The 17,827-nt window shown below is 37.7% G+C and carries 13 protein-coding genes; 1 reads left to right on the top strand and 12 read right to left on the bottom strand.

Features of this window, described 5'->3' with window-relative positions; translation table 11 throughout:
* A partial coding sequence (locus tag ACT8YW_RS16775) for a thioredoxin family protein (protein WP_444106288.1) occupies nucleotides 1–387 on the top strand: 387 nt, incomplete at its 5' end.
* A gap of 109 nt (nucleotides 388–496) precedes the next feature.
* Here the strand turns inward: ACT8YW_RS16775 and ACT8YW_RS16770 are convergent.
* The 12 genes from ACT8YW_RS16770 to ACT8YW_RS16715 form a co-directional block, all read right to left on the bottom strand.
* Nucleotides 497–1,132: a SagB/ThcOx family dehydrogenase gene (locus ACT8YW_RS16770; protein WP_004306006.1), complete on the bottom strand. Its 636-nt coding sequence runs from the start codon at nucleotides 1,130–1,132 to the stop codon at nucleotides 497–499.
* Nucleotides 1,133–1,226: 94 nt separating this feature from the next.
* Nucleotides 1,227–1,787 carry an NADH peroxidase gene (locus ACT8YW_RS16765; RefSeq protein ID WP_004297333.1) on the bottom strand — a complete coding sequence of 187 codons (561 nt, stop codon included), beginning with the start codon at nucleotides 1,785–1,787 and terminating at the stop codon, nucleotides 1,227–1,229.
* A gap of 22 nt (nucleotides 1,788–1,809) precedes the next feature.
* Nucleotides 1,810–2,238: a Fur family transcriptional regulator gene (locus ACT8YW_RS16760; protein WP_444106290.1), complete on the bottom strand. Its 429-nt coding sequence runs from the start codon at nucleotides 2,236–2,238 to the stop codon at nucleotides 1,810–1,812.
* A gap of 182 nt (nucleotides 2,239–2,420) precedes the next feature.
* A complete protein-coding gene (locus tag ACT8YW_RS16755) occupies nucleotides 2,421–2,906 on the bottom strand; it encodes a lipocalin family protein (RefSeq protein ID WP_444106286.1) in 486 nt (161 codons plus the stop codon).
* A gap of 42 nt (nucleotides 2,907–2,948) precedes the next feature.
* Nucleotides 2,949–3,752, bottom strand: coding sequence for a DUF1573 domain-containing protein (locus ACT8YW_RS16750; RefSeq protein ID WP_444106284.1), 804 nt, complete (start codon nucleotides 3,750–3,752; stop codon nucleotides 2,949–2,951).
* 18 nt (nucleotides 3,753–3,770) lie between these two features.
* Nucleotides 3,771–5,837 (bottom strand): S8 family peptidase, encoded by a 2,067-nt coding sequence (locus ACT8YW_RS16745; protein ID WP_444106283.1) that lies wholly within the window; start codon nucleotides 5,835–5,837, stop codon nucleotides 3,771–3,773.
* 2 nt (nucleotides 5,838–5,839) lie between these two features.
* The gene (locus tag ACT8YW_RS16740; protein ID WP_444106281.1) at nucleotides 5,840–7,528 is read right to left on the bottom strand and encodes a BACON domain-containing protein; all 1,689 of its coding nucleotides are present in this window, start codon (nucleotides 7,526–7,528) and stop codon (nucleotides 5,840–5,842) included.
* A 31-nt stretch (nucleotides 7,529–7,559) separates the two neighbouring features.
* On the bottom strand, nucleotides 7,560–10,205 hold the full coding sequence (locus ACT8YW_RS16735) for a DUF4458 domain-containing protein (protein ID WP_444106279.1): 2,646 nt from the start codon (nucleotides 10,203–10,205) through the stop codon (nucleotides 7,560–7,562).
* A gap of 49 nt (nucleotides 10,206–10,254) precedes the next feature.
* On the bottom strand, nucleotides 10,255–11,736 hold the full coding sequence (locus ACT8YW_RS16730; RefSeq protein WP_444106277.1) for a DUF5003 domain-containing protein: 1,482 nt from the start codon (nucleotides 11,734–11,736) through the stop codon (nucleotides 10,255–10,257).
* 12 nt (nucleotides 11,737–11,748) lie between these two features.
* Nucleotides 11,749–12,636 carry a DUF4984 domain-containing protein gene (locus ACT8YW_RS16725; protein WP_444106275.1) on the bottom strand — a complete coding sequence of 296 codons (888 nt, stop codon included), beginning with the start codon at nucleotides 12,634–12,636 and terminating at the stop codon, nucleotides 11,749–11,751.
* 23 nt (nucleotides 12,637–12,659) lie between these two features.
* Complete coding sequence (locus ACT8YW_RS16720; protein ID WP_444106273.1) at nucleotides 12,660–14,180, bottom strand: RagB/SusD family nutrient uptake outer membrane protein; 1,521 nt, start codon at nucleotides 14,178–14,180, stop codon at nucleotides 12,660–12,662.
* An 11-nt stretch (nucleotides 14,181–14,191) separates the two neighbouring features.
* On the bottom strand, nucleotides 14,192–17,128 hold the full coding sequence (locus ACT8YW_RS16715; protein WP_444106271.1) for a SusC/RagA family TonB-linked outer membrane protein: 2,937 nt from the start codon (nucleotides 17,126–17,128) through the stop codon (nucleotides 14,192–14,194).
* Nucleotides 17,129–17,827: the final 699 nt, after the last annotated feature.

Raw genomic sequence — 17,827 nt, 5'->3', positions numbered from 1 at the left:
AATCAAGGTAAAAAAGAGGTAACAGGTAACGGTGAAGTCGTCGTAATGGACAAAGAAATGTTTCTGAAAGACGTCTTCGATTATGAGAAATCAAAGGAGTGGAATTATAAAGGTAATAAGCCCGCCATCATCGACTTATATGCAGATTGGTGCGGACCATGTCGCCAAACAGCTCCTATCATGAAAGAATTGGCAAAGGAATATGCCGGAAAAATTGTCATCTACAAAGTCAATGTAGATAAACAAAAAGAACTGGCAGCTTTATTTAATGCAACAAGTATTCCATTGTTTGTATTCATTCCCATGAAAGGAGATCCACAGCTTTTCCGTGGAGCTGCTGACAAGGCAACTTACAAAAAAGCGATTGATGAATTTCTCTTGAAGTAAAGAAGAAAATATAGTGACGCTATCCGGTCGGGATAGTAACGCTATAATAGGAAAAGAGTGACGGTATCCTTGCGGGATACCGTCACTCTTTTGTATATCTTGCCAATCCTTATTTGAAGTATCCCACAGGATGATTCATCATTGGCATTTGGCTATCTTTCAATTTCAAAACTTTCTTCAATTGTTCATTGTCCATCGAAGCGCGTGGCACTGTTGCTATGTTAGCAGCGGAACAGAATATTGAAATATTTTGAGAAACGATGCCGGAATCCATAGCCCCCATCAACTGGCTGCGTGCACTCTTCGCATCTCCAAATCTGGAAAGATCACTGATTAACACCAAGGACACCGGAGCTGTTTTCACAAATGCCTGTCCACCGGCTACTGCTCCACGATGATCTCCTTCAGCAACCAGAGTCAACTGATGATTTTTAGCATCATACAGATAACTTCCTTCAGGTAATACTACATATACATCCACATCCTGCTTATTCAACGCCGACGGAGCTGTTCTCATTCCGGATTCCTTACGGTTTATCCCATTAGCAGCCCATAACAAATCAGACAGATCCGACAGACTCAATGATTTAGAAGCATACTCGCGAGTTGAATGTCGTTCAGACAATGCCTTCATCACCGCACCGGTACGGTTTAAATTAGGCTTCGGCAATTTAATCACTTTATCAGCAGCAAAAGCAGCCACCGAAAGCATTAAACAAACTAACAATAGTTGTACTTTCCTCATAACTGTGGTATTTAAAAATTGATAGACAAATATAAATAAAAAAGGTCTGTATTCGTTGCAGAATACAGACCTTTTAAGAGTTTATTAGGCTTAATTATTTCTTATCGCCGAAATAACGGTTGTACAATCCTTCAAAACCTTTGCCGTGACGAGCTTCGTCTTTGCACATTTCGTGTACAGTGTCATGGATAGCATCCAGATTCAGAGCTTTAGCACGAGTTGCGATACGTTTTTTGTCCTCGCATGCACCTTGTTCAGCATCTTTACGTTTCTGCAGGTTCGTTTTAGTATCCCATACGCAGTCGCCCAACAATTCTGCAAACTTAGCAGCATGTTCAGCTTCTTCCCAAGCGTAACGTTTGAAAGCTTCAGCTACTTCAGGATAACCTTCACGGTCTGCCTGACGGCTCATTGCCAAATACATACCAACTTCAGTACATTCTCCCATGAAGTGATTGTTCAGGTCCTTAATCATTTCTTCGTCACAACCTTTTGCCACACCAATAACGTGTTCGTCAGCAAAAGACAATGCGCCACCTTCTACCTCAACAACTTCTACGAATTTGCTGGCAGGAGCTTTACACAAAGGACATTTTTCAGGAGCTGCGTCACCTTCATGAACGTAACCGCATACAGTACATCTAAATTTTTTCATTTTCTTCTCAATTTTAAATTAATTAGTCAATACGTGTTTCTTTATCTTTACTTAAGCAATTCTTGCAAATACCTTTATAATAATAATGAACTTCCGATACCTGATGACCGTCCATGTCTACATTCTCCACTTGTTTAATCGCTTCCGGACATTTCAAATCATAAATATGTCCACAACGTTTGCAAAGGAAATGAGAATGTACGGAAGTATCCGCATCAAAGTTTGTATTCTTTTCGTCAATCGTAAGCATTAATGCCGCACCCTGTTCGGAAAACAATTTCAAAGTATTATAAACCGTTGTCTTTGAAAGTGTCGGCATTGAAGGAGACAATGCAGTGTATATATCATCAGCCGACGGATGAATCGGATGCTCCATCAAATATTCCATGATAGCGATGCGTTGCATGGAAGGCTTGATATTATGCTCTAATAATCGATCGTATGGTTTCATCATCTTCCTTTCTTTTCAAAGTTGTATTCATTACAATTATAAATCCAATGCAAAGATAAGAAGGCTTTATTTGATTTGCAAGCAAAATCAAAGTTTTTTTCAATAAATACATCGCTTTAATAGACAATAGGTTGTCTCTGAACGAAGCAACCTATTGTCTATTAAAGCGATACGATGTTTTTTTATTGAATGACGCGTGTACCAGCTATAATATCTGCGGGTACCTCTGCACAACGAGTATATACAGATATATCACCTGCATCCTCTTTCACTGTCCAAATCATAGAGTCTGAACGTAATTCAGTAATTATATAAAAAGAACTCCACTCTCCCATCCAATAATCATATTCGCCACTAATTATGTCACCCCAATCCTCATCATGTTCCAAGTCAAAAGAACCTGTAATATGACGTGAAGTAGCACTATCAAAATTTTGATATATTTCATAGGTACGTTTTCCATCAACAGCTTTGCGATTGAACGTTATATAAAAATAACGAGAATCATCCAGCTTTGTTCCGTTCCATTCAGAAAGATACCATGTTCCGGCTATGTTTGCAAAGTTCACCTCAAGAGTCGGTTCTATCACAACTTCATCATCATCATTGCAAGATGTAAGCCCAGCCACAAAAAAGAAAAGTACCATCAATCTGAAAATAGTTTTCATTTTATTTATATTTTAAGTTTTCTATTAATTTCATTTACAGCTTTACCGTGAAAGCATTGCTTTTACTTGAATTGTGCGATCTGAAGGTTTTGCATCCAGTCCTTCTAAAATAATTGAAAATTTGAACATATCTTTCACTGTTTCCGGGAGTTTTCTTCCATCAACTTTAATAACCAAATCTGCTTCTGAACCGGGAGGTATTACTTCTGGCTCGGTGTGAAAACTAGCATAAACAGGTATCATCAAAGCTGAAAGGCGCAGAGGCTTCTTTCCTGTATTGACACAAACAAGACGTTCGACAGAAGAAGATTTTTTAGCCAATGAATTAAAAAAAACAGTATTACGCTTTAAACGTAATATTCCCATTATACAGGGATATCTACTCCATTCATTATCAGAGGGCAATACCTCTCCCAATAAAGCAACTTTGGTAGTCGCCCATTGAGAAGACAAATCAGTATAAATAAATACCTGTGTATCAATTGTACCAACTTTACCTCGAGGATTAAATGCGACATCAATCGTACCCTTTTCACCTGATTGCAATGTTTGCTTATCAAAACTGGCTACCGTACACCCACATGAGGTGACAATTTTCGTTAACCTCACCGGTTTTACCCCAATATTTGAGAAACTGAAACTACAAGTTATCGGTGCATCACTTTCTGATATTTTCCCGAAATGAAAACTTTGTCTTTCAAACTGCAACACAGTTTCCTTCTGTAATAAAGGAGGATTTGCTATTGAATCAAGTATGTTTTCAGGTACAACTTTCCCCTGTGCAATAATTTGCACAGGAGTAAGAATAACCAATAGTAGATATATCGTCCACACAAAACTTTTCATAACACAATCCACTTCAAATTAAAGCCAGCCACTTCCACCGGCACCTTTACGCACTGTAATATAAAACTCTTGAGTCTCATTATTACTAGCTTTAACCGATACTTTAACTGCACCAATCTTGAGTCCTGTTATCGTAAACTCTCTATGGTCTTCTGCACTTTTTTCAATTTTAGCAATTGTATTATCAGCAAGGGTACAGGTAAACGACAGATCATTACCGTCTTTAAAATACTTTCCGAAATTTATCTTAGTAACGCCATTGACACCTAAATAAACATTCGGCACAGAAATCTCCACACCTCCAGTAGCTACTGCTTGCAATAATTTACCTGCATTTATCAAACCTGTTCCCATCTTATTTCTATAATTAGATGGTTCCATTTGCATAGGAGTCACCTGACCGACATATCCATAATTAATCCAGTAGGTTTTGGTATCTTGAAAATAGCTATAAACATCATCAACCGATTCAAAGACTAGAGTTTTGAAATCTTCAGCACGGAAATGACGATGCTTCTGAACTGCGTATGACAATCCTAAAGCAATCACTCCGGAAACATGAGGACAAGCCATAGAGGTTCCTTCCATATAACCATAAGGATTAGTAGGATCCGCACATATTGATGGTGGCAATGTAGAATATATTTTACCTTCATCACATTTATGATAATCACTATCCCCACCAGGTGCAGCAATATTAATACCCGGTCCGTAGTTTGTATAGCTGGCAGGGGTTCCATCGGCTGCAACCGCAGAAACAGAAACACAACCAGAATAAGCGCCCGGATAACCAGCCATTGCCGCATACTCATTACCACCTGCAAAAACAGCAATACCACCTTCAATTACTCCATTAGGAGAACCTGCATTATGAATAAAGTAATCAAGTACCTCTCTCTCTAATGGAGAGCCTTTCACAAACTCCTCTTCTGAAGTATAACCAGGAACATAGGTTAGCGGGTTAGCCAAACCAGAGTTCAGTCCCCAACTACATTGCAAAACTACCGCCCCATTATCTGCCGCATATTTGATTGCTTTAGCTTCCTGATACACTGTAACACCATTATCACCAGAAAAAACCTGGCATGACATAATCTTAACGCCACTATTCGGATTGCCATTACCTCCGGCAATACCACATACTCCGATACCATTATTATTTACCGCAGCAATTGTTCCTGCTACATGTGTTCCATGTCCCGTATCAGTTGCCCCATCATAAGAAATAAAGCCCATATCCGACACAAAATTATATCCGTATCTGTCACCGGCATATCCATTTCCGTCAGCATCTTTTTTTGATGCATATATCTCCGGTTCATTTACCCACATATTTTGTGCCAAATCCGGATGATCCCAAGCCACACCTTCGTCTAATACAGCTACAATAATGGATGGATCACCAGTACACATTCCCCAAGCTACATCACATCCCACATCAACACCGGGTTCAGGAGGTACAACTTCATCGCCCCACTTATTCATGTCATCATTAAAAGCCATTCCATCATTAATGTATCCCCACTGATGCTTTAATCCTTCATCATTAAAAGCTGCATTTCGCGAACTGCGTGTAGCCGCCATTCTCTTAGTCGCCTGTTTGCTAACAAAAGTTGGTTTTATTTTCGGATCATACGCCCGCTGGATATTATGACTGTATTCTATCTGTGCTATTTCTCCTACCTTAGCCAAATCTTCAGCTACTTTAGAAAGTTCAATGTTTTTATTGAAATGCACCATATACCATAAATGTAACCCGGTTTCTCGTGTACGTGTTTCATGTCTCTGATCAACAGGAAATATACGCTCAAACTTATAAGTACCGATAATATCCAGTACTTCGTCCATTGATGGAAGGCCGGAACGTGTCATTACACCACCCATAGCTCTTGTCCGAGCCTTATCTAACATACCAGATATTTCAGGCTTGAACTTTACCATTATTTCACCTACGTTTGCACCTGTAGGAGTATTCACTATTGGCGCATTTGTTTCGGGTATGGAAGAGTCTACAATATTGTCGTTGTCCGTACAGGAAACAGACATTATTGTAAGCACCGCTAAAACTAAATATATTTTCTTCATTTTTATTCTTCGGTCAATTTTGGTTTATTCAAAGGATATAACTCATAATAGTAATCCAAATTGGCTGGCTCATTGGTGAAACCAGGTAAATTACCAGATTTGTCATAACCTATATCTTGTGTAAAGAACAAAGTGAAAGGATCCCACTTAGACAAGTTCGGATGATACTTTACCCAATCCGGAATTTCACCTGTAATAAAATTAAGATTCATGGAAACCCGAATAGCATTAGGCAAAACTCTAAAGACTTTACCTACTAAAACATCCTTCGCCGTTTTTAAAGTATCTCCTCGTGCCGGATCATTAATATCCTCATCAGTATATTTACGGATAGGGGCATCAAATGTATAAAAATTAGCAGGTAACTTTCCATAAAGCAAATTATAGGATAGATTCAAGACTTTCAGGTTCTCCCATTTTAATAAATTCTTAAATGCATTCGAACTCACATCAATCATCAATCCCGGTTCTTTTCTTGTTTCAGTCTTTAAACTAGAATAAGAACCATATCGGCGCATACCGGAAAGAGACAACGAAGTCAGCTTCGGGAAGTTTGCTGGTGTCAAAATAGTTGGTATTGAATTAAAATTATTACTACTTAAATCCAGCGATTCCAATGTTCCTCCCAGTTTCGTCAGTTCATCAGGAAGTTTAGTAATTCCATATGCATAAATGGTTAAATGCTTCAAATGTTTCAATTCGCATACAGCAGTACCCAGGCTCAAATCAAACAATAGCATTGTATTAGTATTACTGCCAAATGAAAGAGTTTCAAGATAAGTAAGCTTAGCTACCTCTTCGGGCAATTCCTCTTTCGTAGATATCATCGTATAGCCTACGGAACGTACACGTCCTAACATTGCAGGATTCTCTTTTACCTCCTTGTCTTTCTTTTCCCACAAAATAACATTACGCCAATACTCCATCTTTTCGCTAGTGTCCCATTTTGCCATTGTATTAATCTTCTCTTGAATTATAATCAATGCCAATGAGTCACCTGAACGGGTATCTGTGATTTCCGGTGCCGCTTCCTGTATGACTTTCAATACAGCTGATTCGATTTCTCCTTCTTTGGCATCAAAAGAAACCATAGCAGTGCGTTCCTCCGGATCTGTATTCATCTTCCAATTAAAACGCAATTTAGTAGTACGCGGACGAGCTCCCTGATTTAAATTCACTTGATATCTAGGTTTCTCCACCCAATCTTTTTTGGTGGCGTCTGTAGCAATATTAATATCAAAATCTACATTACTAACTACAGATACATCAAAAAAGCGTTTTCCATATTTTCCCATATTAGGAACTTCAACTTCTTTGATGCTTATACCTATTGACTTATTATATCCCTGTTGATTTACTTCAACCTTTTTTGCAGCAACACCTTCCGGCATAAAAGTAATCGTAGCCTGCCGCATATCATGGCTAAGGGTCGTATCAACTACAATCTTACACTCCGTAGCTCCTACCCCATTGGCAGGCATTATTTGAAGCCATGGCTGATCCACTTTAGCTATCCATTTTGTACCGGAAGCCACTTTTACAACTTCTGTTCCACCTGTAGCATCGAGAGTTACAATCTCGGTATCGAGAGTGAAACCTGAAATTGCGTTATCATCAGAATCGTCACAAGCAGACAGTATGCAAATACCACCTACCAAGAAACTGAAAGCTATTTTTAATAACGATTTCATATATACTCTTGTATTTTTATTTTCTATCATTTTATTCTAACTCCAAATAGTCACAACCACGAATATCTTGTGATCGATCATAAATCAATTGGTAATAGCCCGCTTTTATATAGGCACACACAGCAGAAATATCTATCGAGATATTGGGATTATCCTTAATTTCAAAGATGTAAATACGAGATGAAATCGTATCAGTAATCTTGCGGAAATCATTGCCACCGAGGTATAATGCTCTAAGACTAGGACACATACTAATTCCTGTCGGCCAGTCACTAACAGTACGGTTTCCTTCTTCATCGCGTTGGTTACGCAAACCAAAGACAGTCAAATGATCTACATTTAATGGACCGGTCGGGAACTTTTCAAAACGGTTATTACTCAAATCACACCCATAAAGATACGGAAGTCTGGTAGCATCAAATTCCTTCGGCAACTTTGTCAATTTATTATTCGTCAAATCCAGCGTTTGCAGCAGATATACTTTACTGCCTTCTTTTAACGAACCATCCGGAAATTCTTCCATTGCATTTCCACTTAAATTCAAAGCGGTAATCGGAGAATTCTTTTTAAATAAAATACTTGGGAAAGTTTTTAACCTGTTATTACCCAATGACAAAGTTGAAACATTAATACCTTTGAATGTACCATCATCTGCTCCTTTAATACTTGAAATCTTATTAGAGGAGAAATCTACAGACGACATTACGTAGACAGAACTTGCATCAAAAATATTAGGAAATTCAGTCAACTCATTATTAGAGAACGAGAAAGTTTCCACATCTTCATATCCACAGAAATTATCCGGGATTTCTTTTATCTTATTATGATCCATTGTCAACTGTACCAAATTAATATCGCTTCCCAATGCAGGAATCTCTGTCAATTGGTTATTCGAACAATCCAATTTTCCCAACTTCTTAAAATTACTGAAACTTTCCGGCAATTTCTTTAGTTTGTTATTGGTCAGATAAAGTATCTGCAAAGCTCCCTTTCCACTTCCTTTGGCCAATTTATCCAAATCTTCATAGAAGTTATCTGAAGTAATCTGCGGGTTATTGGCTGCATTTAATAGTTGCATATTAGTAAGTGTAAAAAGGGCAACTGGCAACCGTTTCATTTCCGGACAGTTGTACAACTCTACATCCGTCAGATTAACCAGCTTGGATAAATCTGTACCCGGATCAAAATCTGTGAAATTACCATTAGCAATATATAACTGCTGTAGTTTAGTCAATTTACCAATGCTCTTATCTACCCCCGTAATACCATTCGTTTTATGCCCAGGTGTTACATCTTTAGGCGAAATACCGGCACGAGTTTTTATAGGTTTCTCAACCTCTTTTCCCTGTAATTCAAATCCCAACTGCAAAGGTTCCGAGAACTGTGAACGAATATCTTTCTTAAGAAACTTATTGTAATAATCTCCACGAATCGCCTCTAGCTTGGCATCCGTCAGATTTGCTCCTTCAAGTATTTCAAAAATATTCTCTCCTACCCGGTCACTATGAGTCCCCAACGTCAAAATTTTCAATTCTGTTAATTGTCCGATTGCTTCCGGCACTTTACCTTTCGGACCGAATGCACCCAAATTCAAAATTTCGACACGGCCTTCACTGTTTAGGTCAACGCCTGGTTGCTCACCCCACATATCCATTTCTTTATCAAAATCCCAGTTCGCACCGTACGCATAATTATCACCTGAATATTTCCAATCAGGTCCTCCCAGCGCTTCCCATATCACCTTCAATGCCTGATAATCTTTGAGTTTGGCAGATGCTTCTTTCAAATAGACTGGCACATAAGCCTCTGTTGTTTTATTATCTTCTACAACAAAAGAGTTTGAAGCAACAGAAGAGTTATTGATACGTTCAAGTAATTTTTCACTTCTGTCTAATAATGTATAACTTACAACCTGATAAGTACCTGCCCTTAAACTAATCAAAGAATCACAAACAGATACAGCATACTGATACACCTTTTCTCCTTGCTTTTCTCCTTGCTTTTCTACTTTCTCTGTATATTTTACAGGTATCTTATTTAACGATATATTCGCTCCTCCCAAGAAAGTGTTTCGAATTGCTATATTGACATATTTAATATCCTGAAACAAATAGGCGCCTGTTCCGGGAGCATCCGTTGCCGAACGGGTACTTATGTCTTTTTTCAAAATAATCTTTATGCTTCCACTCTCAACTACATTTACTGTAATATCTTGTTGTGTAAGACCACCATTAACAACTTTCAACACTGTCTTTTCAGCAGGTTCTCCCGATAGGATCTGTGCCAGTTCGTATCCGTCTATCTTATAAAGATAGAAACCTACTACGGTATATTCACCGACTAACAGTTGCAATTTTTCACTTCTTAATCCAAACTCCGCATCTGCACTACTGGTAGCTCCCAGCCCGACCGTCTGAACTACTTCTGTTCCGTCATCATTATTCAAAAGAACAATCTTCATTTTCTGTGCTTCACCTAAAGACTCTAATTTATCTACAGTAGAACGGGTCATGTCTGACTTCCCATAGGACGCATGCTTATAAAGTTTAAATTGAGCGTACCCATATCCAGCCTGTAATTCATCATCATCATCTGAACATCCGGTCATACCTATGCCCATAGCCATAAGTAGACATGAGATGCAAAGCATTTTTGTGAATAATATTGTATATTTCATAAGCTGAAAAATATTTTATTTTCTTGTTTTTATTTACTTTACAGAAGTATTACATTTTTACTTCTACAATCAAGACTCCAAAAGTTTCTCCGGTATTTGAATTTTGAATCCTAACAATCATCTGCCCTTTTGCGTCGGCAGGTATGTCAGTTATATTAAAATAAGGAGGAGATGACCAATCAGGACTAGCAAAAGCTTCTTCCCAAGATGACTCGTCTTCTGATTTGAATTCTACAGGAGTCATTATATATCCCGACCCATATCCGGAAGGACACAATGCCAATTGTGAGCAAGCACCTTTTAAAGTTAAACGATAAACATTAGATGTTTCATATTCTTGTTTCAACGTTTCTTCACTCTCACCTTCGTCGACCAGCCATTTAAGAGATTTAACTTGATTTTCGGTATCTTTCACAATATAGCCTCTTGGCATACCCATTTGTTTTAGAGTTACAGCATATTTCGAATAGGCCGCACTTAACTCACCGTCAACTAAAACTATATTATCAAAGTTTTCTTCTCCTATTGCATCATACACTCCAACTGGGAAAATCATTAAATAACCTTCCCTGTCGACAGCATCGTTTTCTCTTGCAAAAAGTTTGATTTCCCCCTTCATATTATCTTCTATATAAAACCAGGATTCATCGCTTGAGACACGAGTATCAATAAAATTCTCTTTATTAATAAATACAATCTTATATTTATCATCTTTCGCCGTTACAGTGAAAATAACTGGAACATCGTCCCAATTAGTTTCCATTCCTCCCGAAGAAGCATATTGGCTACCGTCTAACGAGAAATTCCATTTTGCATATTCTCCCATTGAATATTCAATCATATCGGCAGGGATTCCATCATATTTCACAGGAATCTCTGCAACTTCTTCACCTGCTTCATTTTCGAATACCAGATTTCCTTTCAACGGATTTTTAGTATATCCTTTCTCTATTTTCGGGGAAATCGCAGTCGTACTTACACCTGCAACATCTGAAACTTGACTACAAGAAAGCCATTCAGGCCAAGATTTAAGCCGCCAGTCAAAATTAGACTTCACTTTAAAAGAAGTTACACTAATTCCATAAGCCACAGTAGCCGGAGATTCATCCGAATATGGATTTCCATCTTTATCCAACAAAACGATTTCATATCCGGTTGCCGGACGAGTCACTTCACAGATTACTTCTTTATATCCGTCCATCCACAAAGAGATCTCCGATTTATAAGATTTCAGCAATTCAGTAGCCTCATCGAGCACTTTAATAGTTACAGTTTGCTTACCAGCCTCACCGGAACAAGAATTTACTTCCTCACCTTCAACCACAAATTTACACCACAATGCAGACGATGTCAGCCTCCACGAAGAAGTTACCTCAAACTCTATTTGAGTAGTTTCATCTACTACTCCTTCAATCTTTTGCAAATCTGGAAAAGTCGGCTTTGTCTTATTGTCATCATCATCACTACAAGCAATAAATGAAAGACAAAGCGCAAATGCCAGAAACTGCAAATAATATTTCATCTTTTTCATACATTCCATTTTTTAATATCCTTCTTTGAGTAACAAAGCAGCCTCTTCGTCACTTATCCACTCCAAAATATTGATGTATGTACCTACCGTATCTACACCTTCAACATACGCTCTCATATACTGAAAAACAAAACTCTGACATACATTATAATATGATGTATATATAGAAGGCTGGTCTATCATCAATTTTCCATTTCCATGAATCGTATTAAAAATCTCCGCTGTACTGCCCACTACCTGTCCTTCCATACTGACAAATGGTTCCAACGGATCGGACGGATCAAACTTCAATTTGATATCATACCCTTTGCAGAAGAAGTCATGCATAATAATAGTGTTCTCTTCTGTCGCTTTCTCCGTTTTAATCAAACGCATATCCGTAGTAGTCATATAAGCCTGGAAGAAAGTAGATGTAACTTTACAATATCCAGTAAATACATCCAAATTAAACGGACAAGATTTCATCATTTCAATACGGGTTCTGGTTCCGTCATATATCTTCCATTGAGTATCTTCTTCAGATACTAAACGTAAAGTAACAGACAATGAATCTGTCTTCTCAATATTATCATAAAGTCCGCGCACTTTCAGATTTGCCACTCTTTCACCGGCTTTTATCGTTACCGAATTAGATTCAATAACATAGTGTTTGTTTTCAATAGCATTGCTATTTTTATCATCTACTTCCACACCGAAAGTACGATCATGGTCACAAACTACAGTCGATACCACAGGTACAGAAAAATAGTCATTACTATTCTGCACCGGAAAAAGAGACATTGTATCGGCGAACATAACGTAATCGGGGCCACTATAGGTAACCTTGGACGAATCCACACAGCTAGATAATCCAATCAGAAATGTTACCAGAATGCCTATTCCTATAAATAATCGTTTCATTATTGTATTTTTTTCTTTATACATTACTTATTACTCTCATTCGGTTCAAGTTCTGCTCCTGGAGATTCCAATTCATGTTGCGGAATAGGCCATACAAAAGACGGATCATCTTTAGCAACCTTTAATTCGTTACCCGGAGAAACAGTAGAAACCTGCACCTTACGCTCGAATCCTTCATGCCAACGTTTCAAATCATTCATACGGAAGCCTTCCATATAAAATTCCTTTACTCGTTCTTCACTGATTATCTTAAACCAGTTTTCACTAGTGATCGGTGTAGAACCTCCATATGAAGAGTAACGTGCCATACGCAAAGTAGAAATATCGCTACCAGCCTTTCCATAAAAAGTACTTCCCTTCTGACAGTAAGCCTCTGCACGGATCAAATATTGTTCAGCTAAACGAAAAGGTTTCGGCATAGATACAAACAATATTTGTTTTGCAATAAAATCTTGATTACCCGCATACTTAATCAAAAGAGGCCAAGTCAGCCCATGACTAAACCCTGTGGTAGCCGTTGCAAAATAGGCATCATAACGTAAATCTGCCGTTGCATAAGCATCAAGTACCCATTTGGCAGGTACATAATCTGGTTTATAATACGTATAATCATAATTCAGAAATACAGTACCTAACGCCCCACCATAAGAAGTCGTTTCAAACTGAACTTTCCAGATAATCTCGGTAGCATCATCATATTGCCACATATATTGAAAATCATTATAAGTAGTCGAGTAATTTTTCTGGGTCGCATTTGACAAGAAATACTTCTTACTATCAATCACTTTACTGGAATATTCAATAGCCTTATCCCATTTACGCATATACAAATACAAACGCGCATAAAGAGAGTTGACTGTACCAATCGTAAAATAAGCTGAATTATAAAGAATACTGGCATCGTCATCATCCAAACTCAAATAATCGGCGGCCTTTTGCAAATCATCCAGTACAAACTGATAAGAATCCTTTAGTGAAGCCCGTTTCAACGGTTCAGGATTAATATAACTAGTTCTTAATACAACGCCTAACTCATTGGCTGCCAATTCGTCACTTTCATAAGATTTACAGAAACATTTCAATAATTCAGAATATGCCAATGCACGGGCAAAATGCACATGCCCCCTATAATTATCCAAATTTTCCAGTAGATCATCATCTGTCGTGTTTTCTGCCACTTGGTCTATATAATCAAATACAAAATTACAACGACCGATAATTGTATACAAGCTTCCATAGACTTTCTCGATTTCTTTATTGGTCGACAGGATTTCATTACGCCAGATATTGCCATAAGTATTGGTATATCCCTTAACTGCGTATACCAAATCAGTCTGAATGTCAGGAAGTAAAGTTAAGTAACCACTATAAAGGTTCTTCGTGTTAAATCCGGCGTAAATACCGACTACAGCCTGCTTTACATCACTTACTGTCTTTATAGCATCTTTCTCTAAAATAGCATCCTCCGGGTACTTGTCAAGACAAGCCGTTACCGAAAGCATCACAGCTATCAGAGTTATGTATAATTTTATTCTTCTTATCATTGTTATCTTTTTTAGAATGAAACCTCTAATCCAAATGTGAATTGACGCGACATAGGGTATCGTGCTTTATACAAATGCGAACTAGTTTCAGGATCCATACCGGAAAAGCCGGTAAATGTCAACAAATTCTGACCTTGGGCATAAATTCGAGCACTGTTTAAGAAATAAGTCTTGCGCAACCACCTTTGTGGGAAGGTATAACTCAACATTAAATTTTTCAGACGCAAAAAAGAAGCATCTTCCAATAAGTGTGAATCCATTTGCGGAGATACACCGTGACGCGGAATATCTGCCATATCTCCAGGTTCTTTCCAACGATCATAAAGCATACGTTTCGATTGATTGTAAGCGTCAAAAAGTCCGCCGCCTTCTTCAAAATAACGGTCATTGTTAACTATCCAGCGATCTGCAACCCAACTAAATTGAGCGCTAAGAGATAACCCTTTCCATGAAAGTGTTGTACCAAAACCACCTTGCCACGGCGCATGATGGCTTTTTCCCATTAGAACCTTATCGCTTTCACGATACTCTGTCGTAATTTCTCCATCTTTAGTATACCATAGAGCATCACCATTAACCGGATTTACACCAGCGTAGCGATTCAGGTAAAACTCACCGATCGGATGTCCGACAACCATTTTCAAGCCTGTATTTGCATCTTCGTATTCCGATACTCCATTATAAAGTTCAGTTATTTTATTCTTATTATAAGATACATTTGCATTGACATTCCAAGCAAAATCCTTAGTACGAAGTACATCTGCATTCACTGCCAGCTCAATACCGCGGTTGACCATAGCACCTATATTTTCCCAGCGAGAATCAAAACCTTTATCTGCATAAGAGGTTGGCACTTCCATCAACATATTAGTTGTCTTTTTATTATATAATTCAATGTCTACATTGAAACGATCAATAAATCCTAAATGCAAACCAAGATTAGTCGTCCATGTCTGTTCCCAGCCTAAATCCTCATTTCCAACCTGTCCCGGAGCTATCCCCGAGCTTCCGTCATAATTAAATCCACTGGAAACAAGTGCGAGATGCGTATAATTATTGATCGTTGAATTTCCGGCTGTACCTGTACTAAATGATACTTGCGCATTTGTCAACCAGTCGTATTTCTTCATAAAATTCTCCTTACGAAGATTCCACATCAGACCTAAAGAGCCAAAAAGTCCCCAACGATTCTTATCACCAAAACGGGATGAGCCATCCGTACGTAGAGAAAAATCCACATAATAACGTTCATCATAATTATATTCACCACGGAAAAAGAACGAGAGATAAGAATAGTCTGAAGCAGGTGTATCTCCCCATGAGCTAGCAGATGTTCCTGAAGTAATATTTGTCAAATAATCATTAATTTGCCCCCTGGTCGTTACATTAAAACCTTCATAATGATAATCAATTCCCTCCTGACCAAGTAATAAATTGAAAGAATGGATCCCTTTCAACATAAAACGATAATTTATAGTATTCGAAATACTAAGATTCAACATATCATACGAAGTACGCCTAGCTCCTCCATAATTATTATTGGGTTTATAGCTAGGATATGACTTGTAAAATGAAGTATTATGTGAATAATCCGCACCTAATTGAGAACGGATAATCAATCCTTTTATAGGAGTAGCTTCCGCATAAAAAGTAGATAGTACCTTATATTTCTTATTTAGTAAAGGATTGTTTTCCATCCACGCTAACGGATTCTCTCCCAAGCCTTTCCAACTATTGTCATCCTGTATGGCCAAACTTCCGTCTTCTTTATAAGGATCCCAATAAGGCAGCATAAAATGAGCTGCAGAGATAGGAGCATACAATGCATATTCACCATCGTCACTTTGTTCCACTTCTTGATAAGCCAATGTAGAATTAGTTCCGATCTTCAACCAATTGTTTGCTTTTGCTTCAACATTTGCACGAAAATTAAAACGTTCAAAAGTAGAACCCACTGCGATACCATCCTGATCGTAGAAACCACCTGACACAAAATAATTCACTTTATCAGTGGCTCCACTCACAGACAACTCATAGTTCTGCAAAAAAGCACTATTATTATACACTTTATCCAGCCAGTTAATATTAGTCTTACTCAATTTTGAATAATCCTTTCCATCATCTAGTCCGACTTCTTTCTCATATTGGATTCGTTCTTCCGTATTCATTAGGTTCCAATTTTCCTGAGCTAACTGTGAGAAACCCAGTTGTGTCCTGAAAGTCACCTTTGCAGCATCACTTATACATCCACGTTTTGTGGTAATCACAACTACTCCATTAGCAGCACGTGCACCATAAATAGAAGTAGAAGAAGCATCCTTTAAAACTGATATACTTTCAATATCATTAGGACTCAATGTATTAAAATCCGAACTTGATATTGCAATACCATCTAAAATAAATAATGGTTCAGTACCGGAATTAATAGAGTTTACACCACGAATTTGAAATGTAGCCGGTTTGCTAGGTTCACCGGAAGTCGCAAGAACCGTTAATCCCGGCGCTTGTCCTTGGAGAGCCTGGTCGAAACTTGGTGTCGGCACATTTTCCATTTTCTCGGCTTTTACTGTAGAAACAGAACCTGTTATTGTTCCTTTCTTACGCACACCGTAGGCCACTACCACTACTTCATCCACTTGTTGCGCAGAACTCTCCATCGTTAAATCAATACGAGTAGACGTACTGACTTGCTTCTCAATCGACTGCATACCGATATAAGAAAACTGCAAAATGGCAGGGGATTTCGTCACTGTGATACTGTAATTACCATTCATGTCGGTAATTACCCCGTTCGTCGTACCTTTCTCCAAAACAGACACACCAATCATCGGCTGATTATCTTCCGCTGAAAGAATATGTCCCGTTACCTGATATCCACCCTGTGCAAAAAGCAACAGGGGGATACTTGTCAGAGTAAAGAGTACAAACAAGAGAATTGATTTTCTCATCTTTGATACTTTGAGTTTAAATTAATGAAATTGATTTATTTTTATAGATTTATCTACAATAAGGAATACGCAGTCTTCGCGTAGAATAATACATCCCTTCCCCCAAAATCGGTTTATGTATATTCTGCACCGACTTGGGATAGGCTATTATTATCTATAAATATAGAATAGGAATAGACTAACTTGGCAAATTCTTAATATTACGCCAAATATCCAAATAGATTTTTCGTGTTACCACTGCTGTGTGAATTAAATGTATGACCATCTGCTCTCTTAAGTTATAAATTAAACACTAATATCACTTGTTCTGCTTAGGTGTTATAGACTTCTAATATTATTCTATTTTGGCTACAAATATATATATTATATTTAAATAAAAGAAACAATATGTCGCATATTTTATACCAAATTTCCACTTATATCTTTTTGATACATATTTAAGTACACAAACCCATAAATGAAAATAAATCCACAACATATTTCAATGATAATTGAATATAAACGTTCATTTTGATAGTTACTTTAATTGCTCAAATAACAACATCACAACTCATACAAAATAGCTTATTAAGAGGATTCAATATAGAAAAGATAATTATTCAAAACTATTTCCTATTTTTGCACTCATTATATATAAATAAGGTATAAGATGAACTACGGATTTGTAAAAGTAGCTGCAGCCGTGCCACACGTAAAAGT

Origin of the sequence: Bacteroides sp. (genome assembly GCF_052357945.1) — a bacterium.
GTDB lineage: Bacteria > Bacteroidota > Bacteroidia > Bacteroidales > Bacteroidaceae > Bacteroides.
The sequence above is the reverse complement of the archived record's forward strand: the minus strand, read 5'-3'. Positions and strand labels throughout refer to the sequence as shown.